The sequence below is a fragment of the Mycobacterium paraterrae genome (genome assembly GCF_022430545.2).
Lineage (GTDB): Bacteria > Actinomycetota > Actinomycetes > Mycobacteriales > Mycobacteriaceae > Mycobacterium > Mycobacterium paraterrae.
Window position 1 is genome coordinate 4,692,511 of the sequence record NZ_CP092488.2, and the last position, 24,459, is coordinate 4,716,969.

Below are 24,459 nucleotides of genomic sequence, written 5' to 3' on the forward strand. Positions count from 1 at the left end.
GGCATAACCTAACGCGCGCGGACGAGTCAGGTTCGTGCGGTGGCAGATACGTTGCCGTCAGCCGGTTTCCGGCAGCGGGATGCCTTCGCTGGTCGAGAATTCGGCGTCGCTCTGAGTCGAGAGTCCCAACGACACCACCGACCGTGCGAACATCGCGTCGGTCAGATAGGCGAGGGTGACGGCCCAGCGGTTGACGCCCCGCGGGATGGCATACAGGTGATAGGCGCGGGTAACGACCTTGGCCGCGAATCCGGATAACGGGATCTTCAGCGGATTCGCCACGGCCTGATGCGGTCCGAGGTCGACGACCAAACCCATGTCATGGTGTTTGTATTCGCGTTTCTTGCCGTGACCGAGGCTTGCCGCCACGTTGTTGCCCAGTGTCTTGCCCTGACGCGTCGCGTGTTGCGCCGTCGGCGGGGTGATCTTGCCCGGCTGCGTCACGTCGGGTACCGCCGCCGCGTCGCCGGCGGCGAAGACATCGGGATGCCCGGGTACGGACAGGTCGGTCTGCACCTTGAGCCGACCCTTCTCGGTTGGCAGACCGAGCGTCTCGATCAGTGGCGCCGCGGTCACCCCCGTCACCCACGCCACGGTGTGGGTGCCCACCCGCGTGTTGTCGCTGAGCACGACATGGTCGGGATGAACTTCGTTGAGCGTCAACCCCAGTCGGACGTCGACCTCGCGTTTCTTCAGTACACGTTGCGCACGGGCGCCTAGTTTTTCACCGACCTCCGGCATCACTTGTTCGGCGAGGTCGAGGAGCAGGAATTTCACTTCCGACGGATCGAAATTCATGTGCTTGGCGGCGGCGTGGGCCAGCGCTCGGAGCTGAAGTATCAGCTCGGTACCGGAGTACGACGCGCCGACCACCACGATCGTGCGGCGGGCCCGGGCCAACTCAGGGTCTTCTTCCAGACACGCCAGTTCCAGTTGCTCCAGCACATGATCACGGAGGTACAGAGCCTCCGCCGTCGACTTCAAACCCCTTGCATAGTGCGCCAATCCGGGGATGTCGAACAAGCGGGTGACCGATCCGGGCGTCAACACCAACCGGTCCCATGCGAGCTCGCGGGTGCGCTGCTCTAGGTCGGTGAACCGCAGGCGGTGACCATCGAGGTCGACGTCGTCCACCCTGCCGCGGATGGCGCGCACACCTTTGAGCGTCCCTGCCAGCGGAATGGCGACGAACCGCGCGTCGACGACGCCGCCGGCCACGTCGGGCAGCAACGGCGTGTAGAGCATGTAGTCCACCGGAGAGATGATGGTCACATCGATGTCGGTCCCTCGTAGCCGGCGGGCCAACCGCCGCGCGCACTCAAACCCGGTGAACCCGCTGCCCACGACCACCACTGATGTCATTGTTCTCCTGTAGCCCCTCGCACTCCGGCACAAACCGGCCGCCTTGAACCCAGCCTTCGTTTCATCCCTCTGTAGACGGGTATTTTGTCTGCACCCGCGGCGTGAAGTTACTCGAGAGAAGCCAAGTTGCACACAGACTTTCGGACGTCTGAGGCGATGAGGCGGGCCACCAGCCGCCCTACCGGCCCGTTGAGCAGGCCGCCGCCGAGATCGGCGGTGAGATCGAAGGTCGACCCCGGGTGGTTGTCGCTCACCCGCATCGCGACCGTAATTCCTATCCCACCACGGCCGCGGCCAGTGAGTTCGATCGCGTGTGGCTCGTCGTACCGCGTCACCGTCCAATGGATCACGTTGCGAAATCCCTTGACCTTGATCAGCGACGAGATGCAGGTCCCTTCCTCGATAACGTCTGGAACGTCGCCGCGCCAGCCACCAAAGATGGTCATCCAGTCACCGAATCGGCTCAGGTCCGATGCCAACTTCCACGCCGACTCGGGGGACAGCCTCGACGTCGTCGAGACATCGACTTGAGCCACTCCGTCTCTCTTCCTGCCGTGGGTGGAAACCGTTCGATCCGCGGCGTGTAAATACCCGGGCGTCCCAACGCCGTAAACCGTGGGTTCACCCACTAAATGCCGGTCCAGGTCTGGTCGAGCTGCTCGGCGACGTCGATGACTTGCGCCTGTTGGGATTGGGGCGCGTCGATCTCCTCGTTGACGTACTGGGCGATGAAGCGGCGGATCTCCGCGTCGACGCCTCCGATCACGCGCAGAATCTCGCCTCGGATGCTCTTCGACGACACATGTACCGCGATGTCAGACGGTCGCGGCTTGGCGACGTCGACGATCAGCAACAACGGCTCCGCAGCCCGCGCCGTCGCGCTCAGCGCGATGTCGCCGTCAACGGTGAACCGCTGCTTGTCGATTCGGAGATCGACGAGCAGGTCGATCAGCAGCGGAATGTGAATGTCGAAAGTGATGAGGTCGGCGACCTTCCGCGTGACCTTGGGCTGCTTGATCCTGACGGAGGCGCTGACCCGTGCGATCTTCCCCGGCCCCTGGGCCATCGGCGGCATGTCGAATTGGCTACCGGCGATTGCGGCGAACGCGGCACCGACGCGCTCTTCGGTCACGGCCACTTCGAAGAAGCGTCGTCCGAACGTCTCGTAGTTAACGTACTCAAAGCCCTGCATGGGTAACTACCGTCTCACGTCGGCTCTCCACACGACGGCTGATCCGGTCGTGTCGGGCCTTCGGCGCAGGCAGCGGCGTTAGCGGCTCTCGTTCGCGGGGTAATTGAGAGCGGTGAACTACGAAGCGAATCCAGGCACCCGACCACGCCTGGCGAGTGGGTCGCCATGAAGTTGCGCAAGAGCAACGTCGGCGGAGCGGGGCTGCATCGGGTGCGCCGCGGCCGCGGGTTCTCCTACGTTGACGACGATCGCGTCGGTGTTGCCGACGCCGAGGTGCTCGCGCGGATCGAGGGCCTGGTGATTCCTCCGGCGTGGAAGAACGTGTGGATATCGCCCCATGTCAACGGCCACATCCAGGCTGTCGGCACCGACGCGGCCGGACGTCGGCAATACATCTATCACGAACGCTGGCAAGAGGAGAGATCCGAGGAGAAGTACGAGCGCACGTTGAGGCTCGCCAAGCACCTGCCCGATTGGCGCCTCGCGCTGCTGGTCGATCTGAAGCGTCGCGGCGTGGCACGCGACCGCGTCCTTGCGCTCGCCCAGCACCTGATCGACCAGGGATACTTCCGCGCCGGCGGCGAGGAGTACGTCGACGAGAACGGTAGTTACGGCCTGTCGACCTTGCTACGCGAGCACGTGCACCTGAAGCGCGGCAGGGTCGAATTCGACTATCCCGCGAAAAGCGGTGTGCGTAGGACTATTTCGCTGGAGGACCCACTGGTGCTCCGAGCGGTGGGTTCGCTGTTGCGCGCCCCAGCCACCACGCCGCGTCTGCTTGCGTACCAGACGTCAGACGGTTGGTCGGAAGTCCACGCCGACGACATCAACGCGAGATTTCGCGAACTGGTGGGTGATGAGTTCAGTGTCAAGGACTTACGAACCTGGCACGGTACGGTGCTCGCCGCCGAGGCTTTCGCCATCGCCGGCGACCCGACATCTAAAACGGCCCGCCGCCGCGAGGAGGCGGCAGTCATGCGGGCAGTGGCCGACCAGCTGGGGAACACTCCCGCAGTGGCGCGCAGGTCATACGTCGATCCGCGCGTGGTCACCGCCTACGAGCGCGGGCTGACCATCGCGAGTGCGTTGCGTCAGGCCGAGCGTAAGCGCAGCCCGGAGGTACGGCGAGAAGTGATCGAGCGCGCCACCGCGCGAATGATCAATCGTGTCGCTCGCGCTAAATAGCTGTCCTGCACAGTCTTTCACGATGTCTGCGTCAATAGCCTTGCCACGAGCAGGCTTTCAGCCTGATCGGTCGACTGAACGTTGTGTCCGCGTGCCCAGTTCGCATCGTGTGCAGATAACGCACCGTCGCGAGATCGCTTACTTGCGAAAAGCCAACTCGCACCTGAGAGTTCGCCAACCGGTGTGCGAAGCGCGAGGCGTTTCAAGCGATTTTGCGCCGGGTGACGTATAACACTTTGCTAAAGCTGTGATTTGACCTAAAGTTGCTGGACAGAGCGTTTTTCACGCCCAAATGTTGGGTAATGCGTCACTTTTCAACCCGCGTCTAATTGCTCGCCAACGAGCTGCCTTACCAGCACTTTTCGTCGGCAAGTGAGACCTGCATCATGCTCAACGGTCAAAAGTGATGGCCTGCACATAGTTTGGTCGGGATTTAATCTTGTGGATACCGTCCCGGCTCATGTTTGTTTTAGCAACGCTGATGACATTGCTGCAGCAGATGTCGGGCACCCCGTACATCACCGGCGGCAACTCGCCCGCGGGAACGGATTGCTCCGGTCTTGCGTCGTTGGTTTCCAACGTGGCTACCGACCGGCCCGCGTTCAGCGGACGGTTCAACACAGGCAACGAGGAGTCGGCTCTGCTCGCCCGCGGCTTCAAGTACGGCACGGCGCCCGGCGCCTTGGTGATCGGCTGGAACGGGCGGCACACCGCCGTCACGCTGCCCGACGGCACCCCGGTCTCCAGCGGCGAAGGGGGTGGCGTACGAATCGGTGGCGGCGGCGCCTACCAGCCGCAGTTCAACCATCACATGTACCTGCCGGTCGACGGCGACGCGCCGGCTGATGCGCCGCCGCCCGCGGATCCCCCAGGCCCTGTCCTGGTGAACTCGGTGGCCCCGATGCCTCCCGCACCGGACGCGCCGCCTCCCCCGCCGCCCGGGCCCGATGTCCCTCCAGCCGCCCCGGCCCCCGATGACGTGCCGGCACCACCGGCCGCAGCATGAGCTAAGCGTCAGATTGAGAACCGCTCCCGATAGCGGGTGAAGCGGCTGGGCAGGTCGTGCTCGTCGAGCCCGAACATGTCGGCCGACGTCACGATCGTGCCCAGCCGTCCGCGTCGATGGTGGTGCAGATAGTCGACCACCGCGGCCCGGACGCGGTCGGTCAGCGGCTCCCCCGCCAGTTCGTAGACTTGCTCGACCGTGCCAAGTTCGTCCGCCATGAAGTCGTCGAAGCGAACGTCGATCGAGCGGTCGGGCGGTAGGAGATCCCGGTCGCGGACGAGAGCGCCCATCATCAGTTCTAGGCGGTCGCACCATGATGCGGCGATCTCGCGCACCGGCACCGGCGAGCGATGCATGCGCGCGGTGTAGGTCAGCATCGCCAGCATCGATAGCACTACCGGCACGGGGTCGCGGTGAGTGCACACGACAACGACGCCCGGAAACACCGCGCCCAGAACCGCCAGCTGTTCGAGGTGCTGTGGCGATTTCAGCAGCCAGCGGCGCCCACCCCTGAGGAACTGCAGAGCCTTCAGCTGCAGCTTGAGATATTCGTACGAGGATGTCTGGTCGTGCGCGAGGTAGTAGTCGCGCCAGCGCGGCACGTGGGCAAGCGTCTCGAAAAGCATTGTCGACATGTCATTGGCCAGCAGCTGGATCTCTTCATGGACGTGCTCGGTGGTCATCTCGTGCATGAGCGGAAAGTGCGGCATCGCCGCGTTCATGAATTCGAGAGCCAGGTCCATGCGCGCCTTGCGGGGATCGGGCTCTAATCCCACCTCGGCCGGCAGCGGAAACGGCTCGACACTTTCCCAGTAGGGAATGGTCCGGAAGGTGGGCCCCGCGGCCAGCAGGTTGTGCAGATGGGTGGTACCGGTCCGGGGCAGGCCCGCGATGACTACAGGGGGCAGCAAATCGATGTCCCGAATCTCGGGGTGGCGCGCCAGCAAGTCGCTGAGCAGCAGCCGATTTTTCAGGAGCTGCAATATCTGCCCGTGGAAAGTGACGATCCCGGCAGCGGTCAAGCCGTCGATCTCGCTTAGCGCGGCCAGGTACACCTCGAGGCGCTCGCGGTAATCGTCCGGACCGAAGTCGGTCAGGCCGGTCTCGGCTTCCGCCTTGGCGTGCAGCACGTCGGCGTCCAGCGGGCAATCCGGCGCCATCGTGGCCAACAGATCGCGCATCTGGCCGCTTTCGGCACTGAACCGCGGCACTGCAAGGTCGTCGAGGTGTACGAGAGTGGGAGCCGCATCCGTCACAGCTAATTATGTTACTATCAGTTTCGTAATGAAAACAGAGCTCGGCCGTCCCCGCGACAAGCGGATCGACGGTGCCGTGCTGCGCTCGACCGTTGAGCTCCTCGCCGAGACTGGCTACGCCGAACTCTCGGTCGATGCAATTGCTCGCCGCGCGGGCACCAGCAAACCCGCGATCTACCGGCGCTGGCCGAGCAAAGCTCACCTCGTACACGAAGCCGTTTTCCCAATCACTGACGCCACTGCCCTCCCCGAGACCGGATCGCTGGCTGGAGACGTTCGCGAGATGGTGCGCCGCACCGCGGTGGTGCTGAACTCCCCCGCGGCTCGCGCCGCCCTGCCCGGCCTCGTCGGTGAGATGGCTGCCGATCTGACGCTGCACGCGGCCTTACTGGAACGTTTCGGCGACATCTTGTCCCGGGGCCTGACCGACCGGCTTACCGATGCCGTCGCCCGCGGCGAGGCCCGGGCGGACGTCACCGCCGCGGAGGTCGTCGAGGTCGTTGCCGGAACGACTTTCCTGGCACTACTCACCCGCGGCGATGCCCTGGACGAGTGCTGGGTGAACCGGACAGCGGCATTGATTGCGAGAGGAATCAGCGGATGACCACCGATGGGTACGCGTCCACTGCGGCATGGCGTGAGCTATTGGACACTCTTCGTGAGTTGGATCGCTCGTTCTTGGATGGCGATCGTGCTGTCACCGACGACCAGCAGATCGCCGACGGCTATCGGATGTTGGCCACCACCCTGGGTGTGGCTTTCGACGCCTGTCTGTTCGGTGAGCCGAGTCGACCCGTGTTCGCGGCGGTCAATACACCGTTTCGGCGTGACCGTCGGTGGGGCGGCGACAACACCGATGCCTACTACTTCCTCTGTCCGGTCGACCCCCGCCGCCGTTACCGCATCAGTGGCAACCGCGGTGACAGCGTGTACTTCTCGCTGACGGCGTACAACGAGCCGTCGCCGGGCGGCTGGTCGGACCGGATCGTGGCGATCGTGCGTGACGACGATCTCGACGTCGATGCCGGCGGGAATTTTTCGTTCGAGCTCGGACCGATACCGGACGCGGCGGTACTGATGACCCGCGACTACCAGGCCGACCCGCTGACGGGCCGCCCGATCGACTGGCAAATCGAATCGCTCGACGAGCCCGAGCCGATCCGACATGGCGATGCCGAGACCGCGGCAAAGCTGCGTGCGGCAGCGGCCTGGATGCGAACCATGTTCGCGATCGTCCCATTGGCAGTGGGTGCGCGGGTCGACACGCCGCATTCTCTGGGCCACCAGATCGCGCACGCAGCAAACGAATTCGCCGAACCATACCAAGTACCGGACGCCAATTTCGGATGGTCGGCGCGCGATGCCTGCTACTCCTACGGCAGCTTCGTGTTGGACGACGACGAGGCGCTGGTGATTACGCACCGCCCACCATCCTGCAGATTCTGGAATCTGGTGGTGTGGAACCAGTTCATGGCCACCCACGGCGTCATCGACGGCCGTTGCTCGATCAACGGTCACTCCGCGGTGCCGAATGCCGACGGGTCGGTGACTGTCGTCCTTTCCCGTGACATGACGACACATCCGAATTCGCTGACCACACTTGACTATCCTCGCGGCAACCTGGCGTTTCGGTGGTTTCTCAGCGAAGACGTCCCGGCCCGGCCCGAGGTACAACTGGTGAAAGTGACTGATGCGCCGGGCAGCATCGGTTTACCTCACCGAAATGAACTGGCCCCCTAGTTAACTGGGCCGCCAGCGTTCGTCTCAATAAATCCCGCGCAGTGATACAGCGCACTCAGCGTAAACCCAGCCGATTCTTAGTTTGGAGAAACATCTGTGTGGGAACCTTTTGCCTCATGAATGCGCATCGCGTCACTCGTCCCGTCAGTGCTGCGCTGGCCGCGGCAGGTTTACTCGGATTTACCACGTTACCGGTTTCCACTGCCCCACCGGCCGCCGCGCAGTGTCCGGACACGCAGGTCGTCTTCGCACGCGGCACCGGGGAAGAACCGGGTGTCGGGCCGACCGGCCAAGCGTTCATCGATGCGCTGCGCAGCCGTCTGCCCGGTAAGTCAGTGGACGTCTACCCGGTGAACTACCCGGCCAGCGACCAATGGTCGACCGGACTCGACGGCATCAGGGATGCCGGCGCGCACGTGGTGTCCGAGGCCGCTGCCTGCCCGAACACCAAGATGGTGCTCGGCGGATACTCCCAGGGCGCAGCGGTCGCGGGCTTCGTGACGTCGCCCGCCGTGCCGGACTCGGTGCCCCAAGACATTGATCCGGCGACCATACCCAAGCCGCTTGACCCCTCAGTCGCCAATCATGTTGCCGCAGTTGTTCTCTTTGGGACGCCCAACGTCCGGGCGATGAACTTCCTCGGTCAGCCGCAGCTCGTGATCGGGCCGCTGTACCAGTCCAAGACCATCGAGGTGTGCGCGGTCGAGGACCCGGTGTGTTCCGAAGGGGTGAACTTCGCCGCGCATAACAGCTACGTCGATGACGGCAGCGTGATCGCCCAAGGCGCCGACTTTGCGGCAAGCCACCTGCAGGGAGCCGGCGGCCCAGCGCCACAACACGGTGGCTTCGGCAGCTGAACTGGTAGCTGGCCTGCGTCGCCAACCCGAGACGCGCGAGGCGGCGTCCTAGCGCGCTCGCCGGCTCTCGCCAGCGGCACTCCTCTGTCGGCAACGACGGCGCCACCGTTTCACGATTCGGCTCGCCAACATTCGCGGTGAGCTAGCGTCGAGGAACGACTTGTCGTGCGCATCCAGGGATGGAGTATCTCTATGGGGATCCGAGTCGCCCATGTTGCCACCGGAAACGTGGGCCGGTTGGCGCTGACCGAGCTGATCAGCAACCCGCGGTTCGACCTGGTCGGCCTCTGCGTCTCGACGCCGGACAAAGTCGGCAGGGACGCCGGCGAGCTCGCCGGACTGGATGCGATCACCGGGATCTCCGCCGTCGACGACCTCGACGCGCTGATCGCCGCCCGGCCGGAGTGCATCGTGTACTGCGCGATGGGCGACACCCGTCTGCCCGAGGCGATGGCCGACGTGATGCGCATACTGGCTGCCGGGATCAACGTCGTGGGCTCCTCGCCCGGGTTGCTGCAGTATCCCTGGGGTGTCATGCCGGAGAAATACATTCAGCGGGTGGAAGATGCTGCCCAACAGGGAAACTCGAGTTTGTTCATCAGCGGTGTCGACCCTGGCTTTGTCAACGACCTGATTCCACTCGCCCTGGCCGGCACCTGTCAGCGCATCGAGCAGGTTCGTTGCATGGAGATTCATGACTATGCGTCCTATGACGGCGCAGAAGTCATGCACTACATGGGTTTCGCCCGCCCGCTGGACGAAATTCCCATGTTGCTGCAGCCGGGCGTGCTCAGTATTGCGTGGGGGACGGCGATCCGGCAGCTCGCCGCGGGTCTCGGGATCGAGGTCGACGAGATCACCGAGTCGTATCAACGCGAACCGGCACCTGAGGATTTCGACATCGCGGTCGGCCATGTCGCCAAGGGCACACTCGCTGTCCTGCAATTCGAGATCCGCGGCATGGTCGACGGCCACCCTGCCATTGTCATCGAGCACGTCACTCGCCTACGGCCTGATCTGCGCCCGGACCTCCCGCAGCCCGCTGCGGGAGGGGGCTCGTATCGCATTCAAATCACCGGGGAGCCTTCGTATGCCGTCGACATCGTGCCCAGCAGCCGCTTCGGCGATCACAATCAAGCCGCGATCTCGGGCGCGGCCGGCCGTATCGTCAATGCCATTCCCGCGGTGATCGCCGCGGCGCCCGGTATCAGGACGACCTTGGACCTGCCGTTCATCACTGGAAGCGGACTCTACGCTCGCGAAGAGGTCGTGACTGCGTAACCGTCCGCATCCTCTTGGGAGACAGGACGTTCCGCCCGTTTGGGAATGCGCCGCCAATGGTGCGCCGAGTGCGCGACCGCAGCGGCGGGCTCGGATGTGTCGTGGAGGTCGCTGCCGTCGGCGCCACCGATTAGCTGAACCGACCCGAATGCGAACGGTCCGGCCCGCCGTGACGGACCGGACCGCGCGCGATCGCGACTACTGGTGCTTTTTCTGCCGCTGTTCGGCGGACTCGGCGCCGGCGCGAGCCGACTCGGCCTCGGCCTCTTTCTTCGCCGCATCGCGCTGAGCGTCGGCCTTGTCCTGCTGAGCCTCACCCTCCCGCTTGATGTCATCACGTCCGGCGATGGTTCCGCCGACTTCCTTGACTTTTCCTTTGACGCCTTCGACGGCACCCTTGATGCCTTCTTCTGGCCCGCTATTCTGATCCGCCATGGATCTCCCCTTTCGTCAGTGTCGAGCTACCGCTCATGCGTACGAATCGGGCTGACGCGCACCACTTGACCTGCGCTGTAAGCGCATTCATGGTTTTGATGCCCCAACGATCAACCGTTGTCAATTCGCACTTAGGGGCTTCCCGATCTTCCCGCGGCCAAACACCGACAGGGCAACGCCAGGTCAGCGCCCCAGAGACCGCGCGGCGCATTGGATAGCGCTGGGATACGGTTTGGAACTACCCCGATGTAAGGAGTGTGGTGTGACGAGGATTCCGCCGCGGGCGATCGCCCCGATGGTGATCGCCGCGACGCTGATAGCGTCGGCCGTCGGCTGTAGCAATGATTCGACGTCGACGAAGGCGCCATCGGGATCCGCCACCACCCCACGCCCGCCGGTCAGTGACTACACCACGCTGCTGATCAAGGCCAGCGATATCAAGGCCCCCGATGCCTTTACCGCCGGGCCCGCCACCAAGGACCCGAACGGTCAGCAAGGTGCTTCGGTAACCTTCACCGACTCCGACCACAGCCACTCGATCATCGACACGATCCAGATCCTGCCGGACGTCGAAGCCGCCGCGAGCGCGCTCGACTCGGCGAAGGCATCGCGCCGCGAAACGCTGCACGCCAAGTCCCTGCGCGTCGAAGTCGGCGTGGGAGGCGCGACAGTGACCGGCCAGTCAGAGGACCATTCCAAGGGCGTGACAGTGCTGCTGTTCACCGAAAACAAGGCGTTGGTCACCATCGAGTTCGACGGTCCCTCGTATGCGCTCGCGCCGCCGGAGTTTGTCGCCGATGTCGGCCAAAAGCAGGACGAGCTGGTCAAAAACGCCCTCGGCAGCTGAAACGTCACCTGCAGTTCTTCTGTGACTCAGTCTCTTACGCCCGTTTGATCCAGCCTCAGCCACCGACCATGGCCAGGCCGCCGTCGACCGGGATCAGCTGACCGGTGATGAAATGGGCTGCGGCGCTGGCCAGGAAGACCAATACCGGGCCCAGGTCGTCGGTGGGGTCGCCGAGCTTGCCGCCCAACGGGATCGACAACTTCATCTGCTGGTCGATGAACGGGGCGACGTCCGGACCGAGGAAGTCGCGAAACCGGTCCGCACCAGGTGTCTTCACCGCGGGCGCAAGCGCGTTGACAGTGACTCGATCCGCGCCCCACGCCTTGGCCGCGGAACGTGTCCACGCCTGGACCGCACCCTTGGTGGCCGCGTAAACAGCCGCGACCGGGCTACCCATCACGGCCTCGGCGGATCCGAAATTGATTATCTGACCACCGTTTTCGCGCATCGCTCGGTAGGCGGCCTGATTGGTCAGCACTGTCGCCTTCACGTTGGTCGCCAGCAGAAAATCGACCTCGTCGCTGCCGATGGACCCGGGCACTCCCGGCTGCCACAGGCCTGCGGCGTGGACCAGCACGTCCAGACCGCCGAGTTCCTCCACCGCGCCCTCAAAAGTCCTGTCCACCGAGTGCACATCTCGGACGTCGCACTGCAACCACGTCACTGCCGCCGCGTCGACAGCGGCGGGGGTCCGATGATAGGTAGCCACAAGTTGCGCTCCCGCATCGTGCAGAACGCGGACGGCCGCTGCTCCGATCCCGGTGGCGGCGCCGGTCACCAATACTCGGCGGCCTTCCAGTAAGGGCTGCGGTACTGTCATGGCCGCGGAGTCTATCCGCCCTCGACAACGACGTCGGGTAAAGGTGCCGTATAGCCGCGTTACGTCAGAACGCGTCAGGGTCGACCTGCACCTCGGCCGGTACGGGGTGGCGATACAGCCGTGATGCGTTCTCCCAGGTGAACTTCCGGATCAGGTGCACCGGCAGATCCCCGATCTGCTGATGCACGATCTCCTGTGTATGCGGCCAGGTGGAGTCGCAGTGCGGATAATCGGCTTCCAGCATGATGTTGTCGGCTCCGATGCGATCGTGCTGCACGAAAGACGACTTGTCTTCCACGGCGCAGAACCAGAAGTTGCGGGTGAACACCTCGGCCGGGGTCAGGCTCTCCCCCAGCGCGGCCCATGTGCCGTACATTTCGTGGTAACCGAGCATATGATCGAGGCGATCCAATAGCCCTGCGACCCAACCGATTCCGCCCTCGGACAAGCAGATCTTGAGATCGGGGAACCTGCTCGGCAACCCGGAGTACAGCCAATCGACCGCCGCCGATATGGCGTACGCGAAGAACAGCACGCCCTGCACATCCGGTGGTGCGTCGTCTGTGGTCGACGGCGACGACCCCGACGACCCGATGTGTAGGTTCACCACCGTCCCGGTGTCCGCGCACGCGGCCATCATCGGATCCCAGTGGCCGGAATGAATGCTGGGCAACCCCAGCATGGACGGATTTTCGCTGAAGGTGATCGCATGGAATCCGCGCTCGGCGTTCTCGTAAATCATCTGCGCACCGAGTTCGGGATCCAGCAGCCAAGGCAGCTGGCAAGCAATGATCCGGCCCGGGTGCGAACCGGCCCACACGTCGTGATGCCAGTCGTTCCAGGCGCGCACCGAGGCCAGCGCCAGATCGCGGTCCTTGGTCACCTGCTGCAGGCGCTGGCCGGCGAACCCTGGCAAGAATGACGGAAAATTGAGTGACGCGTAGACGCCGTTGAGGTCCATGTCTTTGACCCGGGCATCGATATCCCAAGCACCCCGCCGCATTTCGTCGAAGCGCACCGGCTCGAAGCCGTACTCCGACACCGGACGACCGACGACCGCGTTAAATCCGACGTTTGGCAGCACCTGGTTGTCGTAGACCCACGTCTGGCCGCCGTGGTCGGTCTCCACCACCTTCGGTGCGCGGTCGGCGAACCGGAGCGGCAGGCGCCCGGTGAATGTGTCCGGCGGCTCGACGATGTGATCGTCCACCGAGATCAGGGTGTAACGCCGCAAAGCCCTGGGCGGATCAGGCAGAAACGTGACTGACCGGTCTTGGCCGGTCTTCGCGGTGGTGAAATTCAGATTGGCGGCCAGATCGTCGATCGATTTCATCGCGCTTCGCTCACTATCAGCCTCAATCCAGGACGGCGGGATCGGCTTTGATGGTCAGGCGTGCCGCACCCGCCCAATACACGTCGGCCGCGCGTTCGACGAGTGACCGCTGCACGCCGGCCATGTCCGACCAATTCATCGGCGTGGGTCGCATGCCGGTGAGCAGCACGTCGTAGGCGAGCCTGCAGACCCGCTCGATGGATGCGGCGCGGTAGACGGCCTCCGCGAGATTGCGCCCGGTGGCGATCACGCCATGATTGGCCAGGATCGTGAGATTGGCGCCACCGATCCGGGCCGCGAGATCGGCTGCGCGCGAAGCACTGTCGATCTCGCCGTCGTAGGTCTCGACTAGGCAGAGGTCATCCAGGAACAATGAGCCGGTCTGATGCACCAGCTCCGGCAGCCTGCCCAGCGCGGCGAGCACGCAGACGTAATACGGGTGGTTGTGAATGACCACCCGAGCGTCGCTGCGGGCACGGTGCAGCTCGGTGTGGATGTGAATCGCGGGCGTGACGTCCCACCGCCCGCGCACCACCCTCGCGTCGGGGTTCACCACGCAGATGTCCGAGGCGGTGATCTCCTGCCACCACAGGCCCCACGGATTGACGAACATGTCGGTCCGCCCATCGGGTTGCCAGGTGATGTGTCCGGCCAGATTCTCGGCGAAACCGATCGCGGCCAGGTGACGGAAGGCGACGGCCAGCGCTTGCTCGTCGGTCAGGTCGACGCCGACGGGCGGGACCACCGACGGCGCCCACACCTGCAGGCCGCCTTGGCGGGCGTCAGGAGCGTTCATGGTTGATCTCCATCCTTGCCTGAACATCCTCACGGAGTGCGGCTTTGGCGATCTTGCCGCCCGACGATCGGGGTAGCCGGTCGACCACGATCAGGCGCTCGGGGAGCAGCTCCTTCGACACACCGTCGGCCAGTAGAAAGTCGATCAGACCCGGCAGATCGACCGACGCCGCCTCGACCAATTCCACGTACAGGCAGACTTTCTCGCCGAACACCGGGTCGGGCATGGCTACCGCGGCCGCGACCGCGATGGCGGGATGTACGGTGGCGGCGTCCTCGACCTGGGCCGCGCTGATGTTCTTGCCGCCTCGCAGGATGAAGTCCGACGTGCGGCCAGTGACAGTCACGTATCCGTCGGCATCGATCTCGCAGATGTCACCCATCCGCATCCACCCGTCCGAGGTAAACAACTTGTCGTGGTCGGTGCCGCCGAGGTAGCCGAGGCTGGTGGCGGGACCGCGGCATGCTGGCTGGCCCCGGCCCTCCGTAGTCACATCCCTGTCGCGGTCGAAGAGGCGTACCGCCATCTCTGGAACGGTGCGGCCGGCCGTGCGCAGGCGACGCGACTGCGAATCGTGAATGGTGGTGGCGCTGAGCAAACCAGTCTCGTTCGATCCGTAGAACTGAAGAATCGTTGCGCCGGTTAGCCTCTCGAATTCCTCTGCCGGACGGTAAGGCAGCGCCTCACCGCCGGTGAAGACGACTCGCACCGAACTCAGGTCATACTCGCGTGCGGCGCTGTCGGCGATGAGCATCGTCAACTGCGTACTCACGCAGCACAACACCGTAACGCGATGCTCCGCGATCGCCTGACAGGTCGCGCGGGCGCCGAAGCGGTCGAGAATCACCGCGGTGGCCCCCGAGAAGATCGGCGTGGTGTGACTGGTCCACACCCCGAACCCGAATGGCATCGGGATGACTGGCAGAAAGGTGTCGTCGGGCGTCAGCTGACCGTTCTCGACTGCCTTCTGGTGGAAATAAAACCAGCGGTTCTGGGTGTGTACGACACACTTTGGCAACCCGGTGGTTCCCGACGTCGAATTGATCAGGAAGGCCTCGTCGGGCCCGAGCGCACGGTCGGCCGGCAACGCCACGGGCGCGGCCTCGACGTCCAGCCGAAGTTTCCCGCCAATCGCGGTCAGGACCACGACCGGGATATCGGCGGTAGCCCGGGCCGCGTCGTCGTCACGTGGAGCGTCGCAGATCAACATCGACGGTTGCCCGGCGCGAAGGATCGCGGCGACCTCGCGGACGCCGGCTCGAGCGCCGATGCCGACCACAACGGCCCCGCAACGCTCGATGGCGACGAACAAGGCGTGTAGGGCGCTTGAGTCACCGTGCCACACCGCGATTCGATCACCTCGTGCCACACCGGCACCGATCAGCTGTTCCGCGAGAGCCGTTGCAGCGAGGTCGAATTCGCACCATGTCACCGGTTGGCCTGGCCGATCGATGTAGGCGGCACGACCCGGGCGTTGCATGGCGTTGCGCGCGACCGCCTCAGACAGGGTCGAGCCTGACCACCAGCCGGCCGCGTAATAGCGAGCCGATTCTTCGTCGGTGAAGGCCGGCGAACCCACGGTGTCCACGCGGCCGGTACTCATCGACCGATGATATGGCGAGGACTCACCCGGGCGATCGGGATTAGAGGATCAGCTCGGCTGCCGCAGCGGAAGGCCGGCCGCGCGGTAAATGGCGTCGATCAAGGTCATGTTCTCGATTGCGTCTTCCGGTGTCGTTTTCACCGGTTCGCCGCGCTGGACTGCCGCGGCGAAAGCGTCGAGCTGGTAGGCGTAGGACGGCCGGCGAGAAAAGCGCTCGACGCGTCGGCCCGTGGCGTCGCGGACCGTGAGTCGGTGGACGAAGTGCGGGGTCACTGGATTGAATAGCTTCACCTCACCCCGCTCGCCGACCACTCGGGTGCTAATTTCCAACAGGCGGGTGGACCACATTGAGCAGCGAATCTGACCGGTGTGCCCCTCAGCGAAGCGCAATTCCGCCGTCATGGCCCGGTCGATCTGCGGGTCGTGAAGTGTCGCCTTGGCGGAGACCACCTCGGGGGTCGACCCGCCGAAGGTGCGGACCATGTGCACGGCGTAGCAGCCGGCGTCCATCAGCGCTCCGCCGGCCAGCGCGTAGTCGTACCGAATGTCGGAGAACTTAGGCAGCGGGAAGCAAAGAGCGGCCTCGACTCGCGTGAGCCTTCCCAGCGCGCCGGACGCGATGATCTGCTCGGTGCGAAGTGCGAGCGGATGGTAGCGATAGTGAAATGCCTCCATCACGACACGATCGGATTGCGCCGCCAAGGCGGCAATCGCGCGTGCCTCGTCGGCGTTGGCGGTGAATGGCTTCTCGCACAGCACGTGTTTGCCGGCATCGATTGCTGCCCGAGTCCATTTGCCATGCAAGCCGTTCGGCAACGGGTTGTAGATCGCATCCAGCTCAGGATCGGCGAGCAGCGCCTCGTAGTTGTCATGCACTCGCGCAATCCCGTATTTGCCGGCGAACGCTTGAGCACGTGACCGGTCTCGCGCGGCTACCGCCGACACCACCACAGCGGGGTTGTCCTTGGCAGGCTTGATGAGCGCCGCCGGCGCGATCCTGGCCGCGCCGAGCACGCCGACGCGCAGGGGCTTTCCCGGTTCAGACACGAGTCGAAGCTACACCCCGCCGAAATGGCAGCACTCGAAATATAGGGATCCACAGTTTCATTCGCCGATTTCGGGGTCACGTGCAAGCGCGTGGCGCTCAACTTTTCTTAGCCAGTCCATCTGATTTAATAATGACGCGCGCAGGGTGGGCCCTTACCGTCGCTCTATGTCCGCAGCCGGAGAACGTGTGCGGTTTCCGTCGATCCATATCGTGTCGGCCCCGCCGCGCTGTCCCCGCGGTCATCTGATGAGGGCCGAACGGGTCGTGAACAAGGCCGTGATCTGTTCCTGTGGACGGCACCAGTCATGGCGATGTCATTGTGGTGCAATGACGTTCAAGCCAGCGATAGGTGTGCTGTGTGATGTGCCCGTCCCAGCGCGAAGCGCTCGCGCGAGTGTTAATCCCGCAATTGATGTGTCCGGCAGAAAAGGTCGGACGTAAACGCAATGTCAATGTCCCGTAAAAAGAGCTTCGCAACCGTCGCGGAAGACTTACGGACTCCGTAGATTCTTCATATTGGATCGTCGGGCTCAGCGCCCGCCCCGCTCGAGGGAGACAGTTATGATCCCGGTTCAGACCCGGCTCGAAGACGAACTGCGCACCTGCGCAGTCGAATTGCGGCAACTCGCGTACACCATGCAGAACGGGATCGGTGAACACGATCTGTTGCGCCTGTCGGAGCGGATGCACGCTGCTGCCGACAGTGTGGTGCGCAAAGGCGCCTAGTTCCTCTAAGGGCTGGGCGGCTTGGGAGAATCACCCTCCGCAGGCGGCTTCGGCCGATATTCGGTCGGCAGATATTTGGGGCAATACTCACCCGCCGACAAGATCACGAACTTTCTTACGCCGCCGGAAGTGAACGACGGATTTGACGTCATCAAGTCCTTCTCGATGTCTGCTTGCGATGTTCCTTTATCGGCCAGATCGCAGACACTCTTGGCGACCGTCACTGCCTGTTTCGGGTCGTGATAGGACAACCCGGCATCGGTCATCTGCTTGAGGAAATCGACATCGTCGTTTGGCGCTGAGGAAGGGTCAGCCTGCGCCGTGGCAGCGAGCGCGATCATGACCGGGGCACTGAGAAGCATCAGCAGTCGTCGTCTCATGGCTCGAAAGTCTCCCAAATCTGCCCGCGAAACGCAGGCCGCCTCGGCGCATCTTCGCAGGTGGTTGCCGCGATTTCAGCGAATGTTAACGAGGTCGTGGCCCGCACGACGCTTTCAGTGCCCGGGCTGCTCCTCACGCTGGGCGTCGGCGACGGTCAACGGCAGCGCTAGTTCCTCGAGCGGACGTTGCTCGGCGGCGACCCCCAACCACAACTCCACCAGTCCGGCGGCGGCCATGACGGCAGCGCCGATGAGGAAGGACCACATCACATGGTCTCGCTGGCCGGACTCGATGAGCTCACCGAACAGTAGCGGCCCGCTGATGCCGCCGATTGCCGTTCCGACGGCATAGAAAAATGCGATGGCCAGCGCTCTGGTTTCCATCGGAAAGTTCTCGCTGACGGTCAGGTAGGCGGCACTTGCGCCCGCCGACGCCAGGAAGAACGTGGCGGCGAGCACGGCGATGAAGGTCCACACTCCCCCGGTCTGCGTCGCGAACAGCACCCCGAGCAGCCCGGCAAGCAGGGCAGAGCCCACGTAGGAGATGGTGATCATCGGCTTGCGGCCTATGGTGTCGAACAGTCGACCCAGCACCAGCGGCCCGAGAAAGTTGCTGAGCGCCCACAACACGTAGAACTGCGGCACCTTTCCGGCATTGACGGCAAAGAACCCGCTGAGCAACGTGCCCAGGTTGAACGTCACACCGTTGTAGAGAAATGCCTGCCCGACAAATAACGCCAGTCCGAGGACAGCGCGTCGCGGGTAGAGCATGAACGCCACCTTGGCTATTTCGACGAACGAAATCGTCTCGCGCTGACGGACTTTGAGCGGCTCGCCCTGCGGATCGGGAAGTGGCCCACCGGTCTCTTGCTCGACGTCGGCTTCGATCTCGCCGACGATCCGGTCGGCTTCGTCGTTGTGTCCGTGAATGAACAGCCAGCGTGGGCTTTCCGGAACGTTGCGCCGGACGAGCAGGACGAATATCCCGAAGATCGCACCGATCCCGAACGCGAGCCGCCAGCCGATGTTGGCCGGAAGGTTCGCCGTGTCCAACAGGAGCAGCGCCCCGCCCGCCCCGGCGGCCGAGCCGAGCCAGTACGTCCCGTTGATCACGAGGTCGACGCGTCCGCGCACCCGCGCGGGTATGAGTTCGTCGATGGCCGAATTGATTGCGGCGTACTCGCCGCCGATCCCGGCGCCGGTGAAAAATCGGGTCAGGAAGAAGTACCACGGAGCGAAGGCGAATGCGGTCGCAACCGTCGCGACCAGGTAGAGCGCGAGGGTCAAGATGAACAGATTGCGTCGCCCGAATCGATCAGTCAGGTGGCCGAAGAACAATGCGCCCACGCATGCCCCTGCGATGTAGAACGCCGCGGCGGTCCCGATATCCGCCGCGGTGAGCGCGATTCCGCTGCCGTGCTCGGTGAGGCGTGACGAGACATTGCCGACCATGGTGACCTCGAGGCCGTCCAGCACCCACACTCCGCCGAGTCCGATCACGACGCGCCAGTGGAATCGCGACCACGGCAGTCGATCCAACCTCGCCGGGACGCGGGTCTCGATCGTTGCGGTCTGGGCGCTCTCGCTCATGTTGCTCCGTTCTCATCGGACACCGGGGGCGTTCAGGTGATCACGCCCGGGGGGTCGGCGGCGTTCTCAGCACCCGGCAAGTCGCGTTGCATCCACGCGACGTCATGCCATTGACCGTTTTTCCATTCGACACGGCGATATATACCCACATCCTGAAAGCCCATCGATCGATGGAACGCGTTGCTCGCCTCGTTTGGTTGGGTGATCCCGGCGAACGCCCGTCGGTAGCCCCGCTCACCGAGCCGCTGCAACAGGTGTGTGTAGAGAATGCGGCCGCCACCGCGCCGTTGATCGCCGGCGTGGATGTAGAGGCCGGTCTGCGTGGACCATCGGTACGAGGGAAGGCTCCACAGGGCGTGCCCGTTGGCGAATCCGATTGTCTGCTGGTCCCTTTCGAGCACCAACCAGGCGTGTGTCTGGTTGACCGTTGCGATCCGATTCGCCATTTCTTCGACGGTGGGCGGCTCGAGTTCCCAACTCACCGCGCAGTTCTCGACGTACGGGCGATAGATCTCCAGGCACGCCGCCGCATCCTGCGGGCTGGCGTGGCGCACGCGGGTGTCGAAGGCTGCCACGCGGCCAGTCTTGCAGGGTCGACGGGCGGGCTGAACCCTGCGCGCGGTGTTAGGTTCGAGCAGCAAGTAAAGGAGTCGAATGTGAACTCGTTGGGTCTGAGTACATATCTGTGGGGGCTGTTCGCGTTGATCGCCCTGGCGGTCGCACTTGTTCTGTTGACGATCGGAACCGTCTACGTGCGGCGGCTGGAGAGCGAGCCGAAGCTGCCGTTCAGCGAGGAGATCGGGGCCGCGCCGCGAGTGATCAAGAAACTGCGCAAGCGCGAGTCGATGACGCCCGCCGAGTTCGAATACGCCCAACGCATCGTCGCGATCCGCGGCAATCCAATGGCCTTCTGCATTCCCTTCACGCTGTTCGCGCTGTCGGTCTACTACGTCTTCGGCTGCCTGGAGTACCTGCAAGGCGCCACTCCATCCGAACGGACCTTCATCGGGGTGATCCCGATGTTCACCTCGACGAACCTGGCGATTCAGCTGTTGCGGGCGAAACGGCTCAGGGGCCGTCTGCGCACCACGCAAGTGGTCGGCTGAGGGCACACTGCACACCGTGCCGAGCGCATGGGCAGGTGATAACGTTCCGCCAAGTTGTAGTCGTTCGCGTTCTGTACTGGTAACGTCAGAACGGCTGTATATCAAGCTGGTTGATATATAGGGCCGACGCCGCGGTCGGTCACGCAAACGAGTTCCGGGGAAACGTCGTTCCGAAAGGGTCATCGGGTGAGCCGTCGTCCCACTGCGCGCAGTGTGCTGTCGCGCATCTGGATGCCTCTGGTTTCCGTCATCGTCGTCAGCATCGGATTGATCTGCATGGACAAGGTGCACCAGTTTTCAGAGCCGGAACCGGTCATCACCGTCAACGGGCCGCAGGCACCCGAACAGTTCAACATCAAACGACTGACCTATCAGGTGATCGGGCCGGTCGGCAGAAAAGGAAAGATCGTCTACGTCGACATCGAAGGCCACCCTCATCCAGTTGACGTCACATTCACCAAAGAGCCGTGGAGTCACGACGAGACCACCACGTTGACGGTGGCATCCGGTGCCATCTCCGTGCATGTCCATGGCGGTCCGCTGAAATGCCGGATGCTGGTGAACGGCGTGCTGCCGCCCCCTCAGTCCGGGGTTCCGGAAGCCACCGACGATCATCCCGACGCTGACGTCGAGTGCAGGGTGAAATCGGCGTGAGCGAGCACCGAATGGACGACCACCAGGTCAAGCGTCCGTTTCTCCCCCGCATGGTGCGTCGGTTCGCGATACCGATCATTTTCTTCTGGGGCTTCACGTCGGTCACGATGACGGCCTTCACACCCAAGGTGGAAGACGTCGCCGAGGAGCTCGCGGGCCCAATGGTGCCGCACTACGCGCCGTCGCAGCGGGCGCTGCTGCATATCGGCGAGAAGTTCCACGAGTCGAACTCGACGAACTTGAGCATGGTCGTACTCGAGGCGCAGAACCGGAAACTGGGTGACCAGGACCACGCCTATTACGACAAGTTGATGACCCGCCTCCAGCACGACACCAAGCACGTGCAGTACGTGATGGATCTGTGGGGCAAATCGTTCACCGCCGCCGGAGCGCAAAGCGTCGACGGCAAGTGCACGTACGTGTTGTTACGGCTGGCGGGCGACATCGGGACGATGGAAGCCAACGACTCGGTCAATGCCGTCCGCGACATCGTGAACCATGGCGATAAGGACAACAACGCTCCTCCTCCGGGGCTCAAGGTCTTTGTGAGCGGGGCCGCGCCGCTGGCGTCCGACACGCTGAGCATTGCCAATGCCAGCCTGAACAACGTCACGATCGTGACGATCATCCTCATCTTGGTGATGCTGATCATCGTCTATCGCTCCCCTCCGACGGTGTTACCGGTGTTGCTCGGCGTCCTCATCGAGATGCTGTTCGCCAAGGGGCTCGTTTCATTTCTCGGGCATCACGGGTGGCTCGAGTTGTCCTCCTTCGCCGTGAACATCGTCATCGCACTGACGTTGGGGGCGGGGACGGACTACGGCATCTTCTTGATGGGCCGCTACCACGAGGAACGCAACAAGGGCTACAGCCGCGAAGACGCCTTTTATATCGCCTACAAGGGCGTCCTGCCCATCGTCGTGGGTTCTGGGCTGACGATCGCCGGCGCGTGCTTCTGCCTGACCTTCGCGCGACTGAATTACTTCCACACGATGGGCCCAGCCGTCGCGGTCACGATGCTGTTCACGATCGCCGCGGCGATGACGCTCGGCCCGGCGGTGCTGACGGTGGGCAGTCTGTTCGGAATGTTCGAACCCAGGCAGCAGGCCAGGGGGCACCTGTACCGGCGAATCGGTGCGAGCGTCGTGCGGTGGCCGGTGCCGATCCTGGTTGCCAGCTCGGCGATCGTGATGCTGGGCGCCGTCTTCGTGCCGAGCTATCGGCAGAATTACGACGACCGCCAATATCAGCCGCACGACGCGCCCTCCAACATGGGCTTCCAGGCCGCCGATCGCCACTTCCCGAAGAGCAAGCTGTTCTCCGAGATGCTGATGATCGAATCGGATCACGACATGCGTAACTCGGCCGACTTCATCTCTCTCGACCGGGTCAACAGAGCGCTGATTCGACTCAACGGCGTTGCGATGGTGCAAGGAATGACAAGGCCTTTGGGCCGGGCTCTGGAACACGCCAGCATCCCCTACCTGTTCACGACTCAGGGAAGCGGCAATGGCGCCCAGTTGCCTTTCAACATCGAACAGAACAACAACACCGACGCCCAGGCCAAGATCCAGGACGACTCGGTTGCGGTGCTGCGAAAAGAAATAACTTTCTTTCAGAAGGTCTCCGACGAACTCCACAAGACCGTGCTGACCGTCGAGGACCTCGAGGCGATCAGTAACGAGATGAACGACAACATCTCGAACCTGGACGATTTCTTCCGACCGATCAAGAGCTATTTCTTTTGGGAGAAGCACTGTTACGACATTCCGATCTGCTGGACGTTCAGATCGGTATTCGCCACCGTCGACGACATCGACCATCTGGCTGAAGACATCAAATTCGCCAGGATCTCGCTATCGGAGGTGGACAAAACCTTCCCGAAGATCATTGAGCAATTGAAGGCCACCGCAGATGACACCGAAGCCCTGAAAGCCAAGCTGGTCAACAGTTATGGGTCGGCAGATCTGCAGTCCCAATCGACCCAGCAGACATTCGACGACTCCATCAACGTCGGCAACGACTGGGACCAGTCACGCAGCGACGACTTCTTCTACATCCCGCACGAAGGGTTCGACAACGAAGATGTCAAGACCGGCATGAAGTTGATGATGTCGCCGGACGGCAAGGCAGCCCGCTTCATCGTGACGCATGAGGGCGATGCGATGGGCCCCGAAGGTGTCGAGCACGTCGAGATGTTTCCCGAGGCGATCAAGACGATCTTGAAGGAGACCTCGCTGGCCGGCGCGCGCGTCTACATCGGCGGCTCGGGATCCAACGATAAGGACATCAAGCAATACGCGATGTCAGATCTGCTCATCGCCGCCATTGCCGCGTTCGTACTGATCTTTCTGATCATGATGTTTATTACCCGAAGCCTGGTGGCCGCCTTCGTCATTCCGGCCACCGTGGCGTTCTCGTATGCCGGCGCGTTCGGGCTCTCGATCCTGCTGTGGCAGCACTTGATCGGGCTGCCGCTGCACTGGTTGATCCTGCCGCTGACGTTCATCATCCTGGTCGCAGTCGGCTCGGACTACAACCTGCTGCTGATCAACCGGGTGAAAGAGGAGCTGCACGGCGGACTGCACACTGGGCTGATCCGGGCGCTGGGCAGCACCGGAGGTGTCGTGACCTCTGCGGGTCTGGTCTTCGCATTCACAATGCTGGCGATGTTGATCAGCGATCTGCGAACCATCGGTCAGGTCGGTTCGACGGTGTGCATCGGCCTACTGCTCGACACGTTGATCGTGCGCTCGTTCGTCGTGCCGTCCATCCTCGCCATCCTGGGGCCATGGTTCTGGTGGCCCACGCTGGTGCGCCGGCGGCCGTCAGATCCGCTGCCCGGACCTGGCGGGTCCGGCGAACCGGCGACACAGCCGGTGCCGGTGGTCCGTCCGTGACGTCTACATCGATCTGCCGACGGCTGTCGGATGCACTGCCCGTTCGTACTTAGTCGTCACCTGCTTGTAAGAATTGCTCGGCAGAATTGGTAGTTATGCCAACGCCATCAAGCCGGGTGCTCCAAATGCGGGCAGTCGATCTCACCAACCGGTTGCCTGGATACCAACTGCGCGAGTGTGGCGAAGGTGACGACGCGTGGAAACGGGTCAAGACCCGAGTCGTGTCCGAGTTGGCCCCATACGAAGGCGGCTTCCTGCCTGAACTGTGCACGGTTAAGTTCACCGACGGCACCGAGCGTTATTTCAATCCCAACGACCAAGTCGAAATTCGGCCGTAGGGTT

Annotated in this window: 25 protein-coding genes; 12 read left to right on the forward strand and 13 right to left on the reverse strand. The window is 63.4% G+C overall.

Features of this window, described 5'->3' with window-relative positions; all coding sequences use genetic code 11:
- Positions 1-57: 57 nt before the first annotated feature.
- The 3 genes from MKK62_RS22635 to MKK62_RS22645 form a co-directional block, all read right to left on the reverse strand.
- Entirely contained in the window at positions 58-1,362 is a 1,305-nt protein-coding gene (locus MKK62_RS22635) for an NAD(P)/FAD-dependent oxidoreductase (protein WP_240263606.1), read from the reverse strand.
- A 107-nt stretch (positions 1,363-1,469) separates the two neighbouring features.
- Entirely contained in the window at positions 1,470-1,898 is a 429-nt protein-coding gene (locus tag MKK62_RS22640; protein ID WP_240263605.1) for a type II toxin-antitoxin system Rv0910 family toxin, read from the reverse strand.
- Between the two features lie 92 nt (positions 1,899-1,990).
- The gene (locus tag MKK62_RS22645; protein ID WP_240263604.1) at positions 1,991-2,554 is read right to left on the reverse strand and encodes a hypothetical protein; all 564 of its coding nucleotides are present in this window, start codon (positions 2,552-2,554) and stop codon (positions 1,991-1,993) included.
- Between the two features lie 165 nt (positions 2,555-2,719).
- Between MKK62_RS22645 and MKK62_RS22650 the strand changes: the two genes are divergently transcribed.
- Together MKK62_RS22650 and MKK62_RS22655 are read left to right on the forward strand one after the other, a co-directional pair.
- Positions 2,720-3,739, forward strand: coding sequence for a DNA topoisomerase IB (locus MKK62_RS22650; protein ID WP_240263603.1), 1,020 nt, complete (start codon positions 2,720-2,722; stop codon positions 3,737-3,739).
- 460 nt (positions 3,740-4,199) lie between these two features.
- Positions 4,200-4,745: a C40 family peptidase gene (locus tag MKK62_RS22655; RefSeq protein WP_240263602.1), complete on the forward strand. Its 546-nt coding sequence runs from the start codon at positions 4,200-4,202 to the stop codon at positions 4,743-4,745.
- Positions 4,746-4,753: 8 nt separating this feature from the next.
- Here the strand turns inward: MKK62_RS22655 and MKK62_RS22660 are convergent, their stop codons facing one another.
- On the reverse strand, positions 4,754-6,001 hold the full coding sequence (locus MKK62_RS22660) for a sulfotransferase family protein (protein ID WP_240263601.1): 1,248 nt from the start codon (positions 5,999-6,001) through the stop codon (positions 4,754-4,756).
- A 28-nt stretch (positions 6,002-6,029) separates the two neighbouring features.
- Between MKK62_RS22660 and MKK62_RS22665 the strand changes: the two genes are divergently transcribed.
- The 4 genes from MKK62_RS22665 to MKK62_RS22680 all read left to right on the forward strand — a co-directional run bounded on the left by MKK62_RS22665 (position 6,030) and on the right by MKK62_RS22680 (position 9,879).
- On the forward strand, positions 6,030-6,605 hold the full coding sequence (locus MKK62_RS22665; RefSeq protein WP_240263600.1) for a TetR/AcrR family transcriptional regulator: 576 nt from the start codon (positions 6,030-6,032) through the stop codon (positions 6,603-6,605).
- Positions 6,602-7,741, forward strand: a complete 1,140-nt coding sequence (locus MKK62_RS22670) for a DUF1214 domain-containing protein (protein WP_240263599.1) — start codon at positions 6,602-6,604, stop codon at positions 7,739-7,741. Before MKK62_RS22665 ends, MKK62_RS22670 begins: the two co-directional genes overlap by 4 nt.
- A 116-nt stretch (positions 7,742-7,857) precedes the next feature.
- A complete protein-coding gene (locus MKK62_RS22675) occupies positions 7,858-8,598 on the forward strand; it encodes a cutinase family protein (RefSeq protein WP_240263598.1) in 741 nt (246 codons plus the stop codon).
- A gap of 192 nt (positions 8,599-8,790) precedes the next feature.
- Positions 8,791-9,879: an NAD(P)H-dependent amine dehydrogenase family protein gene (locus tag MKK62_RS22680; RefSeq protein WP_240263597.1), complete on the forward strand. Its 1,089-nt coding sequence runs from the start codon at positions 8,791-8,793 to the stop codon at positions 9,877-9,879.
- Positions 9,880-10,077: 198 nt separating this feature from the next.
- Here MKK62_RS22680 and mbp1 read toward each other — a convergent pair whose 3' ends face one another.
- A complete protein-coding gene (gene mbp1 / locus MKK62_RS22685; protein ID WP_240263596.1) occupies positions 10,078-10,314 on the reverse strand; it encodes a microaggregate-binding protein 1 in 237 nt (78 codons plus the stop codon).
- Between the two features lie 295 nt (positions 10,315-10,609).
- On the opposite strand from mbp1, the gene MKK62_RS22690 reads away from it, so the two are divergent.
- Complete coding sequence (locus MKK62_RS22690) at positions 10,610-11,161, forward strand: hypothetical protein (RefSeq protein ID WP_240263595.1); 552 nt, start codon at positions 10,610-10,612, stop codon at positions 11,159-11,161.
- Positions 11,162-11,216: 55 nt separating this feature from the next.
- On the opposite strand, the gene MKK62_RS22695 is transcribed toward MKK62_RS22690, so the two are convergent.
- The 5 genes from MKK62_RS22695 to MKK62_RS22715 form a co-directional block, all read right to left on the reverse strand.
- Positions 11,217-11,981, reverse strand: coding sequence for an SDR family NAD(P)-dependent oxidoreductase (locus MKK62_RS22695; RefSeq protein WP_240263594.1), 765 nt, complete (start codon positions 11,979-11,981; stop codon positions 11,217-11,219).
- A gap of 64 nt (positions 11,982-12,045) precedes the next feature.
- Positions 12,046-13,314, reverse strand: a complete 1,269-nt coding sequence (locus MKK62_RS22700; protein WP_240263593.1) for an amidohydrolase family protein — start codon at positions 13,312-13,314, stop codon at positions 12,046-12,048.
- 22 nt (positions 13,315-13,336) lie between these two features.
- Entirely contained in the window at positions 13,337-14,110 is a 774-nt protein-coding gene (locus tag MKK62_RS22705) for a class II aldolase/adducin family protein (protein WP_240263592.1), read from the reverse strand.
- The gene (locus MKK62_RS22710; RefSeq protein WP_240263591.1) at positions 14,097-15,713 is read right to left on the reverse strand and encodes a class I adenylate-forming enzyme family protein; all 1,617 of its coding nucleotides are present in this window, start codon (positions 15,711-15,713) and stop codon (positions 14,097-14,099) included. Before MKK62_RS22710 ends, MKK62_RS22705 begins: the two co-directional genes overlap by 14 nt.
- Positions 15,714-15,761: 48 nt before the next feature.
- Positions 15,762-16,760 carry a Gfo/Idh/MocA family protein gene (locus tag MKK62_RS22715; RefSeq protein WP_240263590.1) on the reverse strand — a complete coding sequence of 333 codons (999 nt, stop codon included), beginning with the start codon at positions 16,758-16,760 and terminating at the stop codon, positions 15,762-15,764.
- Positions 16,761-17,322: 562 nt separating this feature from the next.
- Here MKK62_RS22715 and MKK62_RS22720 point away from each other — a divergent pair.
- Positions 17,323-17,487: a hypothetical protein gene (locus tag MKK62_RS22720; RefSeq protein WP_240263589.1), complete on the forward strand. Its 165-nt coding sequence runs from the start codon at positions 17,323-17,325 to the stop codon at positions 17,485-17,487.
- A gap of 5 nt (positions 17,488-17,492) precedes the next feature.
- Here MKK62_RS22720 and MKK62_RS22725 read toward each other — a convergent pair whose 3' ends face one another.
- From MKK62_RS22725 to MKK62_RS22735, 3 genes are all read right to left on the reverse strand, one after another.
- Positions 17,493-17,867, reverse strand: coding sequence for a DUF732 domain-containing protein (locus MKK62_RS22725; protein ID WP_240263588.1), 375 nt, complete (start codon positions 17,865-17,867; stop codon positions 17,493-17,495).
- 114 nt (positions 17,868-17,981) lie between these two features.
- On the reverse strand, positions 17,982-19,457 hold the full coding sequence (locus tag MKK62_RS22730; RefSeq protein WP_240263587.1) for an MFS transporter: 1,476 nt from the start codon (positions 19,455-19,457) through the stop codon (positions 17,982-17,984).
- A 32-nt stretch (positions 19,458-19,489) separates the two neighbouring features.
- Positions 19,490-20,032 (reverse strand): GNAT family N-acetyltransferase, encoded by a 543-nt coding sequence (locus tag MKK62_RS22735; RefSeq protein WP_240263586.1) that lies wholly within the window; start codon positions 20,030-20,032, stop codon positions 19,490-19,492.
- Between the two features lie 96 nt (positions 20,033-20,128).
- Between MKK62_RS22735 and MKK62_RS22740 the strand changes: the two genes are divergently transcribed.
- From MKK62_RS22740 to MKK62_RS22755, 4 genes are all read left to right on the forward strand, one after another.
- Entirely contained in the window at positions 20,129-20,563 is a 435-nt protein-coding gene (locus tag MKK62_RS22740; RefSeq protein WP_240263986.1) for a hypothetical protein, read from the forward strand.
- 231 nt (positions 20,564-20,794) lie between these two features.
- Positions 20,795-21,217 (forward strand): MmpS family transport accessory protein, encoded by a 423-nt coding sequence (locus MKK62_RS22745; RefSeq protein ID WP_240263985.1) that lies wholly within the window; start codon positions 20,795-20,797, stop codon positions 21,215-21,217.
- 50 nt (positions 21,218-21,267) lie between these two features.
- On the forward strand, positions 21,268-24,117 hold the full coding sequence (locus tag MKK62_RS22750; RefSeq protein ID WP_240263984.1) for an MMPL/RND family transporter: 2,850 nt from the start codon (positions 21,268-21,270) through the stop codon (positions 24,115-24,117).
- A gap of 95 nt (positions 24,118-24,212) precedes the next feature.
- Positions 24,213-24,455 carry a hypothetical protein gene (locus MKK62_RS22755; protein WP_240263585.1) on the forward strand — a complete coding sequence of 81 codons (243 nt, stop codon included), beginning with the start codon at positions 24,213-24,215 and terminating at the stop codon, positions 24,453-24,455.
- The last annotated feature ends 4 nt before the right edge of the window (positions 24,456-24,459 follow it).

What these genes read in the sequence shown, in the direction of transcription:
- MKK62_RS22635 (WP_240263606.1), bottom strand. Translation starts at nt 1,362, where the DNA reads ATGACATCAGTGGTGGTCGTGGGCAGCGGGTTCACCGGGTTTGAGTGC.
- MKK62_RS22645 (WP_240263604.1), bottom strand. Translation starts at nt 2,554, where the DNA reads ATGCAGGGCTTTGAGTACGTTAACTACGAGACGTTCGGACGACGCTTC.
- MKK62_RS22650 (WP_240263603.1), top strand. Translation starts at nt 2,720, where the DNA reads ATGAAGTTGCGCAAGAGCAACGTCGGCGGAGCGGGGCTGCATCGGGTG.
- MKK62_RS22655 (WP_240263602.1), top strand. Translation starts at nt 4,200, where the DNA reads ATGTTTGTTTTAGCAACGCTGATGACATTGCTGCAGCAGATGTCGGGC.
- MKK62_RS22665 (WP_240263600.1), top strand. Translation starts at nt 6,030, where the DNA reads ATGAAAACAGAGCTCGGCCGTCCCCGCGACAAGCGGATCGACGGTGCC.
- MKK62_RS22670 (WP_240263599.1), top strand. Translation starts at nt 6,602, where the DNA reads ATGACCACCGATGGGTACGCGTCCACTGCGGCATGGCGTGAGCTATTG.
- MKK62_RS22675 (WP_240263598.1), top strand. Translation starts at nt 7,858, where the DNA reads ATGAATGCGCATCGCGTCACTCGTCCCGTCAGTGCTGCGCTGGCCGCG.
- MKK62_RS22680 (WP_240263597.1), top strand. Translation starts at nt 8,791, where the DNA reads ATGGGGATCCGAGTCGCCCATGTTGCCACCGGAAACGTGGGCCGGTTG.
- mbp1 (WP_240263596.1), bottom strand. Translation starts at nt 10,314, where the DNA reads ATGGCGGATCAGAATAGCGGGCCAGAAGAAGGCATCAAGGGTGCCGTC.
- MKK62_RS22690 (WP_240263595.1), top strand. Translation starts at nt 10,610, where the DNA reads ATGGTGATCGCCGCGACGCTGATAGCGTCGGCCGTCGGCTGTAGCAAT.
- MKK62_RS22695 (WP_240263594.1), bottom strand. Translation starts at nt 11,981, where the DNA reads ATGACAGTACCGCAGCCCTTACTGGAAGGCCGCCGAGTATTGGTGACC.
- MKK62_RS22700 (WP_240263593.1), bottom strand. Translation starts at nt 13,314, where the DNA reads ATGAAATCGATCGACGATCTGGCCGCCAATCTGAATTTCACCACCGCG.
- MKK62_RS22705 (WP_240263592.1), bottom strand. Translation starts at nt 14,110, where the DNA reads ATGAACGCTCCTGACGCCCGCCAAGGCGGCCTGCAGGTGTGGGCGCCG.
- MKK62_RS22710 (WP_240263591.1), bottom strand. Translation starts at nt 15,713, where the DNA reads ATGAGTACCGGCCGCGTGGACACCGTGGGTTCGCCGGCCTTCACCGAC.
- MKK62_RS22720 (WP_240263589.1), top strand. Translation starts at nt 17,323, where the DNA reads ATGATCCCGGTTCAGACCCGGCTCGAAGACGAACTGCGCACCTGCGCA.
- MKK62_RS22725 (WP_240263588.1), bottom strand. Translation starts at nt 17,867, where the DNA reads ATGAGACGACGACTGCTGATGCTTCTCAGTGCCCCGGTCATGATCGCG.
- MKK62_RS22730 (WP_240263587.1), bottom strand. Translation starts at nt 19,457, where the DNA reads ATGAGCGAGAGCGCCCAGACCGCAACGATCGAGACCCGCGTCCCGGCG.
- MKK62_RS22745 (WP_240263985.1), top strand. Translation starts at nt 20,795, where the DNA reads ATGCCTCTGGTTTCCGTCATCGTCGTCAGCATCGGATTGATCTGCATG.
- MKK62_RS22750 (WP_240263984.1), top strand. Translation starts at nt 21,268, where the DNA reads ATGGTGCGTCGGTTCGCGATACCGATCATTTTCTTCTGGGGCTTCACG.
- MKK62_RS22755 (WP_240263585.1), top strand. Translation starts at nt 24,213, where the DNA reads ATGCCAACGCCATCAAGCCGGGTGCTCCAAATGCGGGCAGTCGATCTC.